This window comes from Mycoplasma testudineum (assembly GCF_002245785.1).
Taxonomy (GTDB): Bacteria; Bacillota_I; Bacilli_A; order Mycoplasmatales; family Metamycoplasmataceae; genus Mycoplasmopsis_B; species Mycoplasmopsis_B testudinea.
In genome coordinates, this window is record NZ_NNCE01000007.1 from 1 (window position 1) to 18384 (window position 18384).

Annotated in this window: 12 protein-coding genes, 1 tRNA gene and 1 other RNA gene; 3 read left to right on the forward strand and 11 right to left on the reverse strand. The window is 28.4% G+C overall.

Translation table 4 applies throughout. The features are described 5' to 3' along the window. The first annotated feature begins 207 nt into the window (after positions 1 to 207). Positions 208 to 3393, forward strand: a complete 3186-nt coding sequence (locus CG473_RS03310) for a lipoprotein 17-related variable surface protein (RefSeq protein WP_094254899.1) — start codon at positions 208 to 210, stop codon at positions 3391 to 3393. Positions 3394 to 3563: 170 nt separating this feature from the next. Here the strand turns inward: CG473_RS03310 and CG473_RS03315 are convergent, their stop codons facing one another. From CG473_RS03315 to rbfA, 7 genes are all read right to left on the reverse strand, one after another. Further along, positions 3564 to 5963 (reverse strand): hypothetical protein, encoded by a 2400-nt coding sequence (locus CG473_RS03315; RefSeq protein WP_094254900.1) that lies wholly within the window; start codon positions 5961 to 5963, stop codon positions 3564 to 3566. Positions 5964 to 6091: 128 nt separating this feature from the next. After that, positions 6092 to 7090 (reverse strand): 6-phosphofructokinase, encoded by a 999-nt coding sequence (gene pfkA / locus CG473_RS03320; protein ID WP_094254901.1) that lies wholly within the window; start codon positions 7088 to 7090, stop codon positions 6092 to 6094. Between the two features lies 1 nt (position 7091). Continuing rightward, on the reverse strand, positions 7092 to 8810 hold the full coding sequence (gene ptsP / locus CG473_RS03325; RefSeq protein ID WP_094254902.1) for a phosphoenolpyruvate--protein phosphotransferase: 1719 nt from the start codon (positions 8808 to 8810) through the stop codon (positions 7092 to 7094). Between the two features lie 99 nt (positions 8811 to 8909). After that, positions 8910 to 9173, reverse strand: coding sequence for an HPr family phosphocarrier protein (locus CG473_RS03330; RefSeq protein WP_094254903.1), 264 nt, complete (start codon positions 9171 to 9173; stop codon positions 8910 to 8912). A gap of 64 nt (positions 9174 to 9237) precedes the next feature. Further along, positions 9238 to 10734 (reverse strand): phospholipase D-like domain-containing protein, encoded by a 1497-nt coding sequence (locus CG473_RS03335; protein ID WP_094254904.1) that lies wholly within the window; start codon positions 10732 to 10734, stop codon positions 9238 to 9240. A 56-nt stretch (positions 10735 to 10790) separates the two neighbouring features. Further along, positions 10791 to 10881 (reverse strand) — tRNA-Ser (locus CG473_RS03340). 59 nt (positions 10882 to 10940) lie between these two features. After that, positions 10941 to 11279, reverse strand: coding sequence for a 30S ribosome-binding factor RbfA (rbfA, locus tag CG473_RS03345; RefSeq protein WP_094254905.1), 339 nt, complete (start codon positions 11277 to 11279; stop codon positions 10941 to 10943). Between the two features lie 98 nt (positions 11280 to 11377). Between rbfA and mnmG the strand changes: the two genes are divergently transcribed. After that, the gene (mnmG, locus tag CG473_RS03350) at positions 11378 to 13204 is read left to right on the forward strand and encodes a tRNA uridine-5-carboxymethylaminomethyl(34) synthesis enzyme MnmG (protein WP_094254906.1); all 1827 of its coding nucleotides are present in this window, start codon (positions 11378 to 11380) and stop codon (positions 13202 to 13204) included. Positions 13205 to 13252: 48 nt separating this feature from the next. On the opposite strand, the gene CG473_RS03355 is transcribed toward mnmG, so the two are convergent. From CG473_RS03355 to CG473_RS03365, 3 genes are all read right to left on the reverse strand, one after another. Next, complete coding sequence (locus CG473_RS03355; RefSeq protein ID WP_133510000.1) at positions 13253 to 13858, reverse strand: coiled-coil domain-containing protein; 606 nt, start codon at positions 13856 to 13858, stop codon at positions 13253 to 13255. Positions 13859 to 14020: 162 nt separating this feature from the next. Beyond that, a complete protein-coding gene (locus tag CG473_RS03360) occupies positions 14021 to 15643 on the reverse strand; it encodes a YbhB/YbcL family Raf kinase inhibitor-like protein (protein ID WP_094254908.1) in 1623 nt (540 codons plus the stop codon). Positions 15644 to 15833: 190 nt separating this feature from the next. Further along, positions 15834 to 17087: a YbhB/YbcL family Raf kinase inhibitor-like protein gene (locus CG473_RS03365; protein WP_094254909.1), complete on the reverse strand. Its 1254-nt coding sequence runs from the start codon at positions 17085 to 17087 to the stop codon at positions 15834 to 15836. 82 nt (positions 17088 to 17169) lie between these two features. On the opposite strand from CG473_RS03365, the gene ffs reads away from it, so the two are divergent. Next, an RNA gene (gene ffs / locus CG473_RS03370) (signal recognition particle sRNA small type) lies at positions 17170 to 17266 on the forward strand. Here the strand turns inward: ffs and CG473_RS03375 are convergent. After that, positions 17260 to 18198: an MSC_0882 family membrane protein gene (locus tag CG473_RS03375; protein WP_133509999.1), complete on the reverse strand. Its 939-nt coding sequence runs from the start codon at positions 18196 to 18198 to the stop codon at positions 17260 to 17262. The genes ffs and CG473_RS03375 overlap by 7 nt on opposite strands. Between the last annotated feature and the right edge of the window lie 186 nt (positions 18199 to 18384).

Below are 18384 nucleotides of genomic sequence, written 5' to 3' on the forward strand. Positions count from 1 at the left end.
AGTGTTCTCTAACTGTTAATTTTTTCATTTATAAATTTTACTCACTTTCACCCTTTAAAATAAAACAGTCGCTTTCATTCGTTATTTATTTTTTAAATATAATTAATAAAAATTGAATTATTTTTTTATAATTATGTACGAGTAGCATTACAATAAGTTGCTACAAAACTTTAATAAATATTTATATATTGTTTTTGAAAGGACTATATGAAAAAACGTAAATTATTGTTTGGACTAGGGATTCCAGTTGTAACTGGCTTAGCAGCTATTGTAGCTGTTGCATGTAATCCTGGTACAGGCAACTCAGCAGATGAAGAATTTAAAAAAGTTGTTGATGCTATTAGCGGAAAATCTTTTGAAGTAAAAGATACAATGTCAGTTGCATCATTTGGTACAAAAATCACAGGTTTAACTACTAAAGATACTGCTGGTAAAACTAGTGATATTAAAGCACTTTTTGCAGCTGATTTTAGTACAGCTTTAGGATCTTCAGCGCAAGTTCAAAGCGCTACTTTTACAAGTGCAGATAGTAAATTAAAACTATCATTATCTTACCCTAATACAGATGCTAATATGGAAGCTACATTTACAGTTTCTAAATTAACAGCTACAGAAACTGTTGACTTAGAAAGTATTTTTACAAAATTAAATGACAAAACTTTTGCTCCTGAAACAGAACATGCACAAAAATCACCTCAAATGTGAGAAACATGAGCAAAAGGGTTGAATAATGGCAATTTAACAACCGGAATGAAGGCATGAATTAGTGGCAATTTTGATACAGATTTAGGTGCTGCCACCATTACAAAAGTTGCTGTAACTGCGCCCGCTAATGATGAAGTGACAACTATTATTATGACATTAACATTAAGTAACGGGACTGCAAATAAAGATGTAAAAATTACAGTTAGCCCATTACCAAGTAAAAAATCATTAGATAGTAAAACTACACCTGAAAATAAAAATCAATTAGATGTCACTGCAGTAAAAACGGCTTTAGAAAAAATAAGCACTAGAACAACTGTTAATCACAAGAATGATTTACCTGCTGCAACAAATAACTATAATGATGCAGCTAAATTTTTAGCAGATATCAATCAAAGTAATTTAGATTTGAGAAGTACTAACTTAACTTTTAGCAATTTTAAAAATGATACAAACGCTGGAACTAAATCTTTTACTATAACTATTGCTAAAACTGGTGCTACAAGCATAGCATTAAATTTCACTGTTAGTGGATTTAAAACTAATGCTCAAGGAGCCCAAGCTGATGTAAATACTGTTAAAAATTCACTAGAAGCCATAAGTAAAAAAACTACTGTTAATCATAAAAATGATTTACCAATAGCAGGAAATAACTATGCTGATGCAGCTGCATTTTTAGCAGATATCAATCAAAGTAAGTTAGATCTAAAAGAAACTACATTAACTTTAAGCAATTTTAAAGATGATCCAAATTTTGGGATTAAATCATTTACTATAACTATTTCAAAAACAGGGGCAACAAGTGCAACAGTTACATTTGCAGTAAGTGGATTCAAAACAACAGCACAAGGAGCTCAAGCAGATATAAATGCAGTTAAAGCTGCTTTAGAAGCTATTACTCCTAAAACCACAGTCGGACATAAAAACGAATTACCTACAACGGAAAACGATTATAAAACTGTTGATGAATTACTAACCGATTTAAATCAAAATACTTTTGACAGTAAACAAACAACACTAGCTCTAGGTAAAATAACAAATGATGAAGCAGCAGGAACAAAAACAGTTACAATCACTATTTCCAAAAAAGATGCAGCAACTACAACAACTACAATTACTATAATAGGATTTAATACAACCGCTAAAGTTGCACAAAATGAAGTTGATGCTGTAAAGTCAAATCTAGAAAAAATTACATCAAAAGTTACTAAAAGTCATGCATCAAAATTACCAAGCGCAGTAACTAACTATGAAAATTCGAAGGCATTTTTAGATGATATTAGTCAATCAAGTTTTAATGTTAATGGCTCAGTATTATCGTTAAGTTCATTTACAAATAATGATAAAGAAGGTTCAAAAACATTTACCGTAACAATTACAAAAAATGGAACAACTGCAACTTCGTCAGTAACTGTAACTGGTTTTAATACAACTGTAAAAGTCGCTCAAGCTGAAGTAGATCATGTTGAAAAATTTTTGAAGGCATTAGGAAATGATAAAACTACTTTAAAAATTAATTTATACCCCGATACAAACAACGATTACTCAGAATCAGGGAAATTTTTTGAAGATATCAGTGTGACCGCTTACGATTTAAAAGGTACAAAATTAAGTTTTAATAAATTTAATAATAATGTTGCAACAGGTATTAAGACATTTGAAATTGTTATTTCAAAAGAAAGTGCTACAAATAAAACTGTTCCGTTTACTGTAAAAGGATTTAAAATTGCAGATTCTAAAGCTAAGGCTTGATATGATAAATGATCTGCTGTAACTAATTTTGCTGTAAAACAATATGATGCAAATACTAGTCAACTAGCCTTTACAAGAGGAACAGCACACCAAAAATGGAACACTACAGAAGGAAGTGTTGCAGATAAATTTAATGCCATTTTAGCTACAAAATTAAATGAAGAAAGTACTCCAACTCTACTAACTGACTATTCACCTGTATTTGAAATTCAGCCAAAAATTGACACAAATGCCGAATCAACTACTTTAAAATTAGAATATTACTTAACAAAGGTTGTAAATGATATAACGACTTATTTCAATGCTGATGGAACAGAAGCAGACGCTTTAGAAAAAATTACTAAGTCAAGCTTAAATCTTTCTGGCATGGTTAGTGATATTAATCAACTAAAAGCACAGGAAAAAAATATGCTTACTGCAACCACTAATTCAGGTTTATATGGAACACCACGAGGTTTGAAATTAGCGGAGTGAAAAGCTAAATTTAAGACAATTAATCTAAACACTGATGACCCGTGACGCGTTGTACATAGAGAGTTAGCCCCTAGCTTATTTTCTGAGCAAGATGGTGTAGTAAATAATTTGGATAATCCACAAACTGGAGAAAACGCAAGAGGTATTCCGACTGCCTTAACATTATTTTCATCTAATGTAGTTGGTGATGATGACAAAATTAAAAAATTTATGGCACGTCTAGAAACAAAAACACAGCTTTTGAACAGGTACAAAAGTACACTACTACAAGTTTTTTCAATCACTTTAACATTAAATGGCACAAGTTACGATGCTGTAATTGGAGCTCTAAATGGAAGTGTTGCAGATAGTGTAACTCCATTAAATGACGAAGTTATTAAAACATGATTTTTAAATCCATCACGTGATTCATTACAAAATCGACAAGAAAACCCAATCCCATATGAAAATCAAACAGAGTAAATTTTCTTCTTCATTTCAAATTTAAGAAAATATCAAAAAAACAATTGCGGTACATCAAGAGCGTGTAGCAATTGTTTTTTAATTTGTTAGCATTAATATAAACTAATAAAATTTATTAGAAATTTAACTAGTATTTTAAAATTTTGTAATTGATTAAATTTGAATATTTATTATTCTCTTTGATCTTCATAAGGCACTGAAGGATCTGCTGCTTCTTGCGCTGTACGCGATTTAGTTAGAAGTCAGGTTCTATGTATTTCGTTATTTTCAGCATCTGCAGAAGTTGCTCTTCCATTCAATGCACCCATAATTGCATCGTAACTTGTGCCGTTTAGAGTTAGAGTAATTGCAAATACATGAACTTTTATCCTATTGTATTGATTAGTTAATCATTTCTTCGTTTCCGGATTGGCCATAAAACTTTTAATTTTTTCATAATCATCTACAGCATTTGAATCGAATAATGTAATTGCAGTTGGAACACCTCTTGCCCTAGCACCTGTTTTAGGATTATCAATTGGATTTATACCATTACTTAGACTACTAAATATACCTGTTGCTATTTGAGTATGAATATTATCTGCATTTACTTCGATGGTTTTAAATCTTTCTTTTCATTCAGCTAATTTGATGTCAGGTGTACCAGATAAACCTGCCCCAGAATTAATTGTCATTAAATTAGCAGCTTGCGCCTTTAGTTGATCAATATCACTAACCATGCCAGAAAGATTTAAGCTTGACTTAGTAATTTTTTCTAAAGCATCTGCTTCTGTTCCATCAGCATTGAAATAAGTCGTTGTATCATTTACAACCTTTGTTAAGTAATATTCAACTTTTAAAGTTGTTGCTTCTGCATTAGTTTGAATTTCTTCGATTTCAAACATAGGTGTGTATTCATCTAAAGTAGTTGGCGTTTCCGAATCATTCAATGATGTTGTTAATACAGAATTAAATTTCTCTTTAAAATTATTACCATTATCTCAATGAAATTTTGTTGTTCCCCTAGTTAATCCTAATTGGGATGGGCTAGTACTATATTGTTTTATCTCTCAATCTGTTCTTGAAGCTCATTGATCATATCAAGCCTTGGCTTTAGAGTCAGCAATTTTAAAACCTTTTACAGTAAACGAGACAGTTTTATTTGTAGCGCCAGTTTTTGAAATTGTAATATCAAATGTTTTAATACCTGTTGCTACATTGTTTATGAAATTATTAAATAATAAAGTTGTTCTTTTTAACTCAAGGTTATTTTCATTAATATCTTCGAGAAAAGCTGCGACACTAGAATAATTATTGCTTTCAGATGGATAAGACGTTGTTGCTTTAGTAGACTTATCTACAAATTTTTTCAAAGCAGCCTCGATAGCATCAACATCAGCTTGTGCATTTTTAACTTCGTAACTAATTAATGGGCTTACTGTAATAACTTTAATTTGCACTTCTGCAGTTCCCAATGATATTTTTAAAGAAAGTAAAATACTTGTTGCATCATTATCTGCCGGTGCTGTTGCTTCAATTAATTTAACGATTGCTTCATTTCCTAAATCATCTGAAAAGGTCCCACCAATTCATTCTCTAACAGAAACTGTATTATCAACATCTTTTAGTGCATCAGCTCATGTTTGTCATTCTTGAGGTGTATTATTTTTATGTACATTGGTTGCTTCATATGTATTTTTAAGTGTAGCTATTACTGCATTAAGTTTTTCTTTATCTGATTTTTGAATTTTTGAATCATGACTAGGTAAACCAGTTATTGTTATATCTTTTGTTTGGGCATCAGCTGAACCTAAACCTATTGTTAATGTTAAAACTATTTCGGTTGCTTCAGCACTTGTTGGGCTTGTAGAAGCGATAGATTTAACTTTTGCTTCATTACCTAAATCATTTGCAAATGTACCACCAATTCATAATTTAGCCGCTTGAGTTTGATCACCACTATTTAGCAATTTTATTGAACTGTCTCATTCTTGAGGACTTTTATCTTTATTTGCATCATTTGAAATGTAAGTAGATTTTAAAGCGGCAATAACGTTAGCTAATTTTTCAGCATCTTTAGCCTTAGTATTAGCATCAGTTTTTGTATATCCTGAAACAGATAATTTTAATGGACTAGATTTAGATTCATTTTTTGTAACAATGACATTATTAAATGTTTTGGTTCCAGCTAAATCATCATCTGTTGCAATACCTAAACTAACTATTGTTCCTTTAAGATCAATAATTTTATTAACGTCAGTTAAGAAATTGGTAAATTCATCATAAGTAACTTCCGAAGGAAGTTGGGTTTTATTTGAAACTGTAACTAAATCAGCTAAATCTGTCAAAGCAGCACTTACTTCATCAACAGCTTTTTTGTCTGTTGCTGCAGTTGTAGAACTATCTAATGATTTTTTACTTGGTAATGGACTAACTGTAACTTTAGCATCTTTAGTAGTAGTTCCGTTACTTAGTGTTAAAGTCATAACTATTGAAATAGCATCTTCGCTAGCAGGAGTAGTTACAACAACTTTTGTGATGGTAGCAACACCTAAATCTGTATCAAAAGTACCTGCAATTCACGCCTTCATTCCGGTTGTTAAATTGCCATTATTTTATCAGCCATAAATTTCGATACATTTAATATGTAATTTTAACTATTAATTAAATCTATTTTCCATAAATAAAAACAAAAAAAGCCTTTTGCAGGCTTTAAAAATTATCTAGTTTTTTGACTATTTAAAAGTGAATATTTTAAAGTCCTTTTCTTTAGTGCTTCTTTATTATCTGGTTTAAAAGCTAAAGCTTCTAAAATTGGAATTGCAGTAGTTTTACCATTTATTATTCCAATCGCAATCCCGCTTTGCCCTTGGGCTAAATAATTAATAGCATTAGTTGCCATTCTTGTTGCATCTATTCTTTCTCTAGCACTAGGTATGCCACCACGTTGGATATGACCTAAAACAACTGCTCTAGTATTAACTTTTGTTTTTTCTTGAATCTTTTTAGCTAAATTTTGGACACTTTCAAAAATAAATTCACTTACAACAATTATCATTGAACGATGTTTATTTACATTCATGATTTCATCAACTTTATTAATAACTTCATCTTCGGAAAGAATTAAATCATTACTTACAATTAATTCTGCTCCAGTAGCAATACCTGAATATAAAGCTAAATCACTAGCACCATGTCCCATTGTTTCAACAATAAAACATGAATTATGACTTTTAGCAGTGCTTCTAATATTATCAATTGCACTTACAATTGAATTTAAAGCCGTATCATAACCAATTGTAGTATCACTTGAAGTAATATCATTATCAATAGTTCCTGGAAGTGCTACTGTTTTTACAGCTAATTCATGTAATTTTTGTGCTCCTTGATATGAACCATCACCACCAATTACTAAAAGTGCATCAATTCCTCTTTTATCTAAATTGCTTTTAGCTATTTTTCTTACTTCAATATCTTTAAATTGCGGATACCGAGCTGAATATATAAATGTACCACTAACATTAATATAATCATTAACGTCATATTTACTAGCTAAAACAATGTTATCTTCAACTAAGCCTTTATATCCTTCAATTACTAAATATGGTTCAATATCTTTGGCTCTAGCTTGTAAAACTGCAGCACGAATAGCACTGTTCATTCCCGGCGCATCACCACCACTAGCCATAATGGCTATTTTATTGATTTTACTTTTCATATTAATCCTTTAAGTAACTTTTTAATAAATCTTTTACTTCTTTTTCAGTTTCTAAATCTAAAGCTTTTAAAGCCATTTCTTTAGCTTTTTCATAATTAAGTGATGATATTAATTTTCGTGCCGGTAAAATTGAACTTGCTGACATTGAAAATTCATATAAACCTAAACCTAATAATAAAGGAATTGCTTCATGGTCTCCAGCCATTTCCCCACACATACCTACTCAAGCATTACCTTTTTTACCGCCATCTATAACCATTTTAATTAAACGTAAAATCGAAGGATTAAGTGGTTGATATAAATATGACATAGTTTCATTCATTCTATCTGCAGCCATTGTGTATTGAATTAAATCATTAGTTCCAATTGATAGAAAATCAGCATGTTTAGCAAATTTATCTGATAATACTGCTGCAGCAGGAGTTTCAATCATTAAACCAATTTCAATATTACTACGTTTACCAATTATTACTTTTTCTTTTTCAAGTTCTTTATATGTAGTTTCAAAAATTTCTTTAGCATCTTTAAATTCATTTACATTTGTTATCATCGGAAACATGATTCCGATTTTTCCAAATTGACTTGCTCTAATTAATGCTCTAAGTTGTGTTTTAAAAATTTCAGGTTTACTTAAACTCATCCTAATTGCACGGTAGCCTAAAAATGGATTTAATTCATATGGGAATTTAAAATAATTTAATGTTTTATCTCCACCAATATCTAAAGTTCTAACAACAATTTTTTTATTTTTATCATTAAATTTTTTTATAGTATCTGAATAACTTTTAAATTGCAATTCTTCACTTGGTCAGTTATTAGAATCCATAAATAAAAATTCACTTCTAAATAAACCAACTGCTTCAGCATCATTTTCTATAACATTATCCATATCAACTACATTTCCAATGTTAGCAGCTAATTCTACTTTATGTTTATCTAAAGTTAAAGATGGTTTATTTTTAAATTCTTTAACTGAAATAAGGTATTCTTGATATTCTTTAAATTGTCTTTCAAAAGCTTTTTCTTCTTCTGAATTAGGTTTTAAAATAACGCTTCCGTTTGAACCATCTACAATAATTAAATCATCATTACTTGTATTTTCAAAAACAGATTCTAATCCTACTACTGCGGGAATATTTAAAGATCTAGCCATTATCGCACTATGACTAGTTGCACCACCTATGTTTGTAGCAAAAGCTAAAACATATTTTTTATTAATTCTAGCTGTTTGACTTGGAGTTAAATCTTTAGCAACAATTATTACTTCTTTATCAATATTTGATAAATCAAACAATTTTACTTTAGCAATTCTTGCTAATATTTTTTTACGTAAATCTTTTAAATCGCTTGATCTTTCTTTCATGTATTCATCATCCATGTTTGAGAACATGTTAATGTATTTTTGATAAGAATCATCAACAGCAGCCATTGCGCTTAATTTATTTAATTTGATTAAATTTTCAAGTTCTTCAGCAATTATTGGATCTTGCAGCATATCAATATGTGCACTAAAAATAGCTGCATTTTCATCTTGATTTGCCTCTAATTTATTAACAATTGATTCAAGCTCAATTTCAACTTCTTTTTTAGCATCAAAGTATTTTTTTAATTCGATTTCAACAGATGAAAATTGCTTGTCAATTTCAATAATTTCATCGATTATTTTTAATACGCGCCCTTTTGCTATACCGGCGCTTGCTTTTATACCGTTTATTTTCATGTTGTTTTAATAATAAATGAATTTTTACGTTTTAACACATTTATTAAACTAAAAAAAGCGCTAGTCAAATTGACTAAACGCTTTTGTAATAAAAGTAAACTAAATCATTTTTTCATCAAGCATAACTTGCTTAATTGCCATAAGTGCTTCAGCTGCATCAGGACCATTAGCCTTGATTTCAAATTCATCACCTTTTTTTATTCCAAGTGCCATTACGTTCATAATAGATTTAAGATTTGCTTCTTTATCTTTTCCGGAAATAAAAATATCTGATTTGAATCTACTTGCCGTTTTAGAAACAATAGCCGCAGGTCTTGCGTGCAGACCAATAGGGTCAATAATTTTTGCTTTAAATTTTTCCATTATCATCCTTTGAATTATTTTAAATAATTTATATTTTAACATATCTATTAAACTTAGCATTTTTTTAAACTAGTGGTTTAAACATGTTGTAAAGAATTCGTTTTGGTAAATTTAAATATTTAGGAGAAAAATTCGATGTTTTACTATGACTTTGAGCTTCTAAGATTTCAAAATATTTACTAATTTGTTCAACAATTGTTCCATGTAAAATATCAATATTTTCATATTGTGCATAAAAAGAACGAATGTCAAAATTCATTGAACCAACATAAGCAATTTTATTATCAAAAATTCCTACTTTTGAATGATTAAAAAAATCATTCGTGTTTTTAACAATAAGACCGTATCCAATTAATTGTTCTATTTCAAAATTGCTAATTGAAGCAACAATTTTTTGAGGAGAAAAAGAAGGAAAATATAAAGTTACTTCGATTCCTGACATTAATGCAATTTTAATAGCTTGTTTTAAAGGTTCAGTAATTGAAAAATATGGAGTTGCAATTTTGATATTTTTTTGAGCTCTATTAATGAGTTTAATAATAGATTCTTCCAAAATCGGGTCGTTTATTTCTGGACCACCACTTACCATTAATAAATCTGCATTTGAATCAATATCTTTTTTAGGTATCAATCTTGTTATTGTACTATCAAGACTTAAATCCTGATCAGTTCACCTTTTTCACATTGAAGCAAACAATTTAGCATATTCAATAACATATTCACCTTCAATGCGGTAATTATAATCTTTAAAATAACCATGATCTTTACCCATAGAAATGTAATTATCACTTATATTAGAACCGCCATTATAAAGAATTTCATTATCAATTATTATTGATTTTCGATGATTGCGATATAAATTTGAACTTAAGAAAAATGTAAATTTCAATTGACCAATAAATGAAATTTCAATTCCGTTTTTTTTAAGTTCATGCCAGCAATGTTTTTTAAGGTTACGTCTGCCATAATCATCAACTAATCATTTAATTTGAATTCCCTGTTTTTTCTTTTTAATTAACTTGTTAGCTAATTCTTGAAATAGATAACCATCTTCAACTAAGTAAGAAATTAATCAGATATTGTGTTTAGCATTTTCAATTGAATCTAATAGTGAATTAAAATAATCATTAGGTTGTATAAATGGTTCAACTTTTGATTCTACTAATTTATTTCTATTAAATCATGACAATTGATTTAATGTTTCATATACATTTTTATCTTTTATTTCTTTTTTTATTTCAAAATCAACTGTTTGACGAAACTGACTTTTTAAAGCAATATAGTCTTTACGGTGCGGATATTTTTGACCTAAAGTAAAATATAAAATGTGACCAGCCAATGGCAAAACTATTATTGTAAATAATCAAGCTAATTTTGCTGAAGAATGCCTTTTTTGTAAAAAAATTATTATTGCACTAATAACACTAACAAAATAAACTGAAACTAAAACATATAAAAATATTGTTAAATGAATAATAAATAATGTAGCAAAAAAAGCTACAACTGCAGCTAAAACTAAAATAAAGAGAATGTATCATCCTCACTCTTTTATTCTTTTCATAAAATTATTATAAATAATTAAAATAAACAAATATATAGAAAAAGGTAATAAAAAAATGGCGGGTCAGAGAGGATTTGAACCTCCGCGGGAGTTGCCTCCCCTACATCCTTAGCAGGGACGCCTCTTCAGCCTCTTGAGTACTGACCCACAATCACTAGACTATTATAACCATATTTTTAGTTTTTAGATAATTTAGCTTTAGTAATTTACTCTGCTTTTTTGATTTCGTCAAGTATTCGATCAATTCTTTCAGCAGATTTAGCTACTTCATCAATTTTAAAAATTAAATTAGGAATTTTTCTCCAAGGAAGTATTTGTGATAATTCTGTTTTCAAAAAACCTTTTACTGAATTTAATTTTTCTAGATTTACATTTTCGTGATCCAAAAATGTGACATAAACTATTGCTTGGTCTAAACTTGGAGATAATCTTAAATCTCTAACAGTAACTAAAGTATCTTTTAATTTATAGACTTGATCATTAATAATTCTTGATAAGTTTAACATTAGTTCTTTTTCTTTTTTTTGTAATTGAATTTTATTCATAATTACTCCTTAATTTGACTCTAACATGATGAGTTAATATTTATAAATATTTTACTTGCTTTAGTCTTAAAAACCATTATTGTGTTTAAATAGTATATATGATTAAAAATTTTGATGCAATTGTAATAGGTGGAGGACACGCCGGAGTAGAAGCTGTTTTTGCCTTAGCAAAAAATAAACTAAATGTTGCTTTAATTACATTAAATGCAGATAAATTAGCTGCAATGCCATGTAATCCTTCAATTGGAGGACCAGCTAAAGGAATTATAACTAGAGAAATCGATGCACTTGGCGGGATTCAAGGTTATTATGCTGATCAAAATATGATTCAAGTAAAAATGCTAAATGAATCTAAAGGACCAGCAGTTAGAGCTATTAGAGCCCAAATTGATAAAGATAAATATTCTGAAGCAATTTCAAAAGCCGCTGCCAACAACGAATACATTAGTGTTATTGAAGATTTAGCTGAAGAAATAATTATAGAAAATAATAATGTGGTGGGTTTAAAAACAGAATCAAATGGAATTTTAAAAACTAATCAAATTATTGTAACCACCGGAACATACATGGACAGTCGAATATTGCGCGGTAAAGATATAAAATATACAGGTCCAAATGAAGAAAGAACTTCAAATAAATTGTCAAATTCATTGCGAAATTTAGGTTTTAAATTAATAAGATTAAAAACCGGAACACCGGTGAGAATTTGAACTGATTCAATTGATTTTTCAGAAGTAGATCAAGAAGTTTTAGATTTAAAAGAATATAAATTTTCAGATAATTCAACAAATAAATTAGCAAAGCAAATTCATTGTTATTTGACTTATACTAATGAAGAAACTCATAAAATCATTGAACAAAACATTAATGAATCAGCAATGTATTCTGATACTATCAAGGGGATAGGACCGCGATACTGTCCTTCTATTGAAGATAAAATAATGAAGTTTAGAGATAAAACTAGACATCAAATATTTTTCGAACCAGAAACTGCAAAACAAGATGTAATGTATATAAATGGTTTGTCAACTTCTTTTCCTGTTGAAGTTCAAGCAAAAATTTTAAAAACAATTCCTGGATTAAAAAATGCTAATGTTAAAGTTTGAGGCTATGCAATTGAATATGATGCAATTGATGTACAGGAATTAAAATATACTCTTGAATCAAAAAAAATAAATGGATTATTTTTTGCAGGTCAAATTAATGGAACAAGCGGGTATGAAGAAGCTGCTGCACAAGGATTGATTGCCGGTATAAATGCTGCTATGAAATTAAAAAATAAAGAGCCAGTAGTCATTGCTAGAAACGATGGTTATATCGGAGTTCTTATTGATGATTTGATTTCTAAAGGAACAAAAGAACCTTATAGAATGCTAACTTCCAGAGCTGAATATCGCTTACTTTTAAGAAATGATAATGCCGATATAAGACTAGCAAAATATGCCTTGCAAGCTGACTTAATTGATCGAAAATATTATGAAAAAATACTTAATAAATATAAAACAATTGATGAAAAAATTGAATGAGCAAAAAATCAGTTTGTTTCATCTAAAAGTGAATTTGGAATTAAATATAATATAGAAAATGGAGTAAGTTATTATCAAGCATTATCTAGACCTGATATCGATGCAAATGACTTAATCAATGATTTTGATTACTTATATGAAATGGTTGTCCAAATCAGATTAAAAGGTTATATTAAAAAGCAAAATATTCAAGCTGAAAAAATGAAAAGATTAGAGCTTTTAAAAATACCAAATGATATAAATTACGAATCTGTTGCAAATCTTGCAACAGAAGCAAGACAAAAATTGCTTAAAATTAAACCCAATACAATTGGGCAAGCAAGTAGAATTAGCGGTATTAATCCTGCAGATATACAAATGTTACTTTTCCACATTGATTCCAGAAGATTAAAGAAATAAAAAAATCCAATATGGCTAGAGCAAAGCATAATATTGGATTTTTTATTTCTAAATGTGATTAATTTGCTTTAATTTGATAACGTCAACATCAATAAATTCAACTTTTTCATTCAATTTTTTGACATCCACATCGATTGTTTCAACTTTTACATTTAATTTTTTAACATCAGTATCGATAGTTTCAACTTTTTCTTTTAATTCTTTAACATCTGTTTCAATTCGGTCAACTCTTACATTTAATTCTCTAACGTCAGTTTCAATTCGCTCAACTCTTACCTTTAACTCTTTCACGTCAGTTTCAATTCTTTCGACACGTTTTTCGAGATTATCAACTCTTACTATTAGGCTAGTCACATCATTTTGGATGTTATCTACTTTATCGGTTAGTTTGTCTAAAATTGTGAATATTTTGTTTAGAACATTTTCATCTTTATTTTCAACTTTATTAGGCATTACTGGATTATTATAACTTAAAATACTAGTAATCTTAACTTGGTAATTCTCTAAAATTTCAATTTTTTTATTATTTCAATCGTATAGTTCTTCAAGCTTATTTTTTGACGTAATATCTAATTTTTGGCCAATTTTATAACCTCTTATATATTTTTCAAACTTAACCGCAGCTTCTTTTCTTTTCTTTGTCATATCATTCATATAATTATTATAAATTGAAAAATAAACTATATTTAATGTGGAACAAAAAGCAGATATTGTGGAAAATTTTGTCGATTATGTTACAAAATTTACTGCATGATTTTATGATGTTTCTAAAGATAAAAAAATATAAACCAAAATTAATTGATTTATATAATATTTTTATGCTGCTGGTTTAATTCTAAATACTTTAGCTGTATTTTCAGCAATTACATGGCCTTTAATTTTTTGTAATAAAGTTCCACTATTTAAATTGCTATCACTAAACATTGCATCATTTGATTCAACATCAAGTGCAAATACAAATATTCTATAAAAACCGGTGTTGCCTTTATTAGGTGCTAAAGCACTAAAAGGAGTTTTTGAAAATATTGCACTTTGTGCTAAATTCAATCCCTGCACACTTGTTGTAAACGAATTAGCATAACTAAATGAATTTTGCCCGACTTTATAATTTGTATTTTCTGCTAAATTTGGATTAATAGCAACAGTTATTTTATCGGTACTTGGCTGACTAATTCCATAAGCTGTAAAATTATTTAACGGAACAGCATATGTATTAACATCTTGGGAATTGTTAATTAAAACAACGTAGCTTTTAGCTGGTTCAACTTTATTAAATGTAAGATTTAGTATTTCGTTACTACTTGGATTACTAAATACTTTAGTTTCTTTATTAAAAGTTGAAATATATTTTCTATCAAGTAAATCAGGACCAGCACTTTGAGCTTCTAATTTATCAATTGTTACATTTTGAATTACTTTTGTTGTAAAAATATCTTTGTAGAAATTACCTTTTAAATTTGCATCGGCAACAATATTCCCATTTGAATCAATTTTAGGGCTTGAAGCAGTGATTTTACCAAAACCACCACCTACTTGAAAACGGCCAATAAGCTGTTCGGCTAATGATAAAGAATTAATTCCAAAATTGCCACTTGCCATAACTGTATTAGCAATTTCTTCAGTAACTACTTCCTTTAAAGGCACGATTTGAATTTCATAATTATGATCTGTATCTGTAGGATTTGGACCATAAAATGCTTGGCTATTAGGTTTTTGCAAGTTTGTTGAAACTAAAGATGTTGATAATTTAGAACTTTGAACAGTTGAATTATTAAATTCAAGCAACAAGTTTTTGTTACCACTAGCTCCTTCAATCAATGAATTTGAATTAGTTTGTGTAAATGCTACTCAATGAACAAATGGATATCCGTATTCACTTGTTGATTCTTTATCAACTAAAATGATTGCATATGATTTAGCATCTTTGATTTTGTCTCAAGTTAATTGAGGTGAAATTGCAGAGCCTTTTAAAATGTTATCTTTAAAAACAAAATTAGAATCTATTGAAGTTGATGTTACCTTGAAATAAGGCTTATTATTTATTTCAATTGTTGCTTGTGTTGTTGGTTTAAATCCTGTAATTGTTAAAGTTATTCCATTCAAAGTGGCACCAGGCTTACTAATTGATATATTATTAAATGTCTTAGTACCAGCAGTATCATTGTTTGTTGCATCGCCTAAAGTGATTGTTGCTCCGTTTAATTCTAGTGTTTTATTAATATCAGTTAGTAATGCAGCAAAATTTGCATAAGTAACTTCTGAAGCTTGTTTTGCTTGATTGGTTGAAGTAGTTAAATTTGCAAATGATTTTAAAGTATTTGCAAGAACATCAACATCTTGTCTGTCTTTATCGTTATGAGAACATGATACTGCTGCAAATGCGGCAATACCAGTTATAACTGGAATTCCTAGACCAAATAATAATTTACGATTTTTCATATAATCCTTTCAAAATTTAATAAAAATAATTTATTAAATTTCAGTAGCCATAAATTTCAAATGCTACTTCTGGATTTTATCAATATATTTTTAAAGGATGAAGAATAAATTACGCAATTTGATTTATAAAATTGATAATTTTTAACAAAAACATATTTTTTAAAATAAATTTGTACTTAAATATAGTTTTTTAAAAATCATTAATAGATTTAACCCTAAATACCTTTGATGTACTTTCGGCTATTACATGACCTTTAATTCTTTGCAACAATATGCCACTATTTAAACCATAATCACTAAAAATAGAAGCATTAGGTGCAATATCTAGTGCAAATACAAAGATTCTATAAAAACCCGTGTTGCCTTTATTAGGTGCTAAAGTACTAAAGGGAGTTTTTGAAAATGCTGCATTTTGTTCTAAATCCAATCCTTGCTTACTTGTTGTAAATAAATTGGCATAACTAAATGAATTTTGCCCTACTTTATAATTTGTATTTTCCACTAAATTAGGATTAATAGCAACTGTTACTTTATCCGTACTTGGCTGACTAATTCCATAAGCTGTAAAATTATTTAATGGTACAGAATATGTATTAACATCTTGAGAATTATTAATTAAAACAACGTAGCTTTTAGCTGAATCAACTTTATTAAATGTAAGATTTAGTATTTCGTTACTACTTGGATTACTAAATACTTTAGTATCTTTATTAAAAGTTGAAATATATTTTCTATCAAGTAAATCAGGCCCAGCATTTTGAGCTTCTAATTTATCAATTGCTACATTTTGAATTACTTTTGTTGTAAAAATATCTTTGTAGAAATTACCTTTTAAATTTGGATTATCAACAATATTCCCATTAGAATCAATTTGTGGACTTGAAGCAGTGATTTTACCAAAACCACCACCTACTTGAAATCTCCCAATAATTTGCTCTGCTAGCGATAAAGACATATATTGAAAATCAGCACATTTCATAACTGAATTAACAAGTTCTTCAGTAATAATTTCTTTTAGAGGTGTAATTTGAATTTCATAATTATGATCAGTATTTGGAGGATATGGCCCAAAAAAAGCATTGCTATTTAATAATTGAAATGCAGCAGGAATTAAACTTGTTTTTAAGTTAGAATTGTGAATTGTTGAATTATGAAATTCTAATAATAGATTTTTGTTTCCGCTTGCTCCTTCAATTAAATGATTATCATTATTTTGAGTAAAAGCAACTCAATGAATAAATGGAAATCCAATGGCACTTGAAGCTTCTTTGTCAACTAAAATTATGGCATACGATTTTGCGCTTTTGATTTTTTGTCAACTTAACTGAGGCGAAATACTTGAGCCTTTTAAAATATTATTTTTAAAAACAAAATTAGAATCAATAGAACTTGATCAAACAATAAAAAATGGTTTATTTTCTATTTCAATGTTTATTTTTTCCATAAAATCTCCTTCTATTTATTGTGAATTTCTTTGTTTGTAAATTAGATATGTTTATGTAATGTTTTTGAAAATTTTTATATAATTTAAAAGCCTATAGAACAATAACCTTGTTACCTGGTCAGGACAGAAATGTAGCAGCCAAATCGAGAAGTATTGTGTCTATAGGTCTTTTTTATATTGCATTTTTTAATGCTTTTTTTCGTTTAATTACTTGATAAATTATGTAAGCAACTGGAATAATTATTAAAAACAAATTCACTAATAAAAAACTTCTAAATCAAATTTTTCTACGGCCGCTAATTCATCTATCAATTGTGTCTTGATCAATAAATTCTCCAGTTGAAAAAAAGGCTTCAATATCAGTTTTTCGTTTTTTTCTAATTAGAGCAAAAACAATATGCAAAATTATCCAAGCAAATAAAATCACTAAAAATAATGTAACAACTAAATCAGGATCAACAAAAGCATTTTTAATTCAAACATTTCACGTAATTGGAATGTATAGTTGAAATGCTTCAGGATTTCCAATTGATCAATCAGCATTTTTTAGTCAAAATAAGATTGCAACAAATAAGCCACCGAATCAAAGTAAAAATATTGTTATTCAGTTGTGGTCAATTTGTTTCAAAATAAGTTTTTGATATAGTTTTGTAATATAAGGATTAACATTACGGTTTGAACTATTTGCTTGCGAGCGATACGCAATTTCAGCTTTTTTAATAGCTCCAAGATCAATTGAGACAGAGGCTATTTTAAAAATTGCAAATAGAATTAATACTGCCGAAAATATGTATACATAAACAATGGGTTCAAAACCCTGATTTAAATTTTGAAAAGATTGCTTAACTTGTGCAGTTAAAAGCAAACTTGGATCAAAATAATTTACTAAAGATAAACTAATTGCAACAATAATAACTATCAGTGAAAAAATCAACATTAATTTATTGATTACTTTTTCAAAACGAAACAAACTCTTAATTCTAAAAGTAACAGTTTGTTCTGAATTTAACTCTTGAGTGCTTGCTCCTTTAAAGCTTACTGATTGCACTCTTGGTTGATTTATGGCTACTAAATTTAAAGTAGAAGTATCATTCACTGGTTTAATTTGCATATTAAAATTATATGTTAAATTTATTTTAATGATAGCATTCCAAAGTTGAATTGAATTAACAGTTTTATTCAAAGTTAAATTAAATTTATTTTTGAAATTTAAAACAATTTTGTTGTTAATTTTCAAAAACTTTTTTATAAATATGCATATTTATTGCTTTATGTAAGTTATAAATGAGTTAAAAAA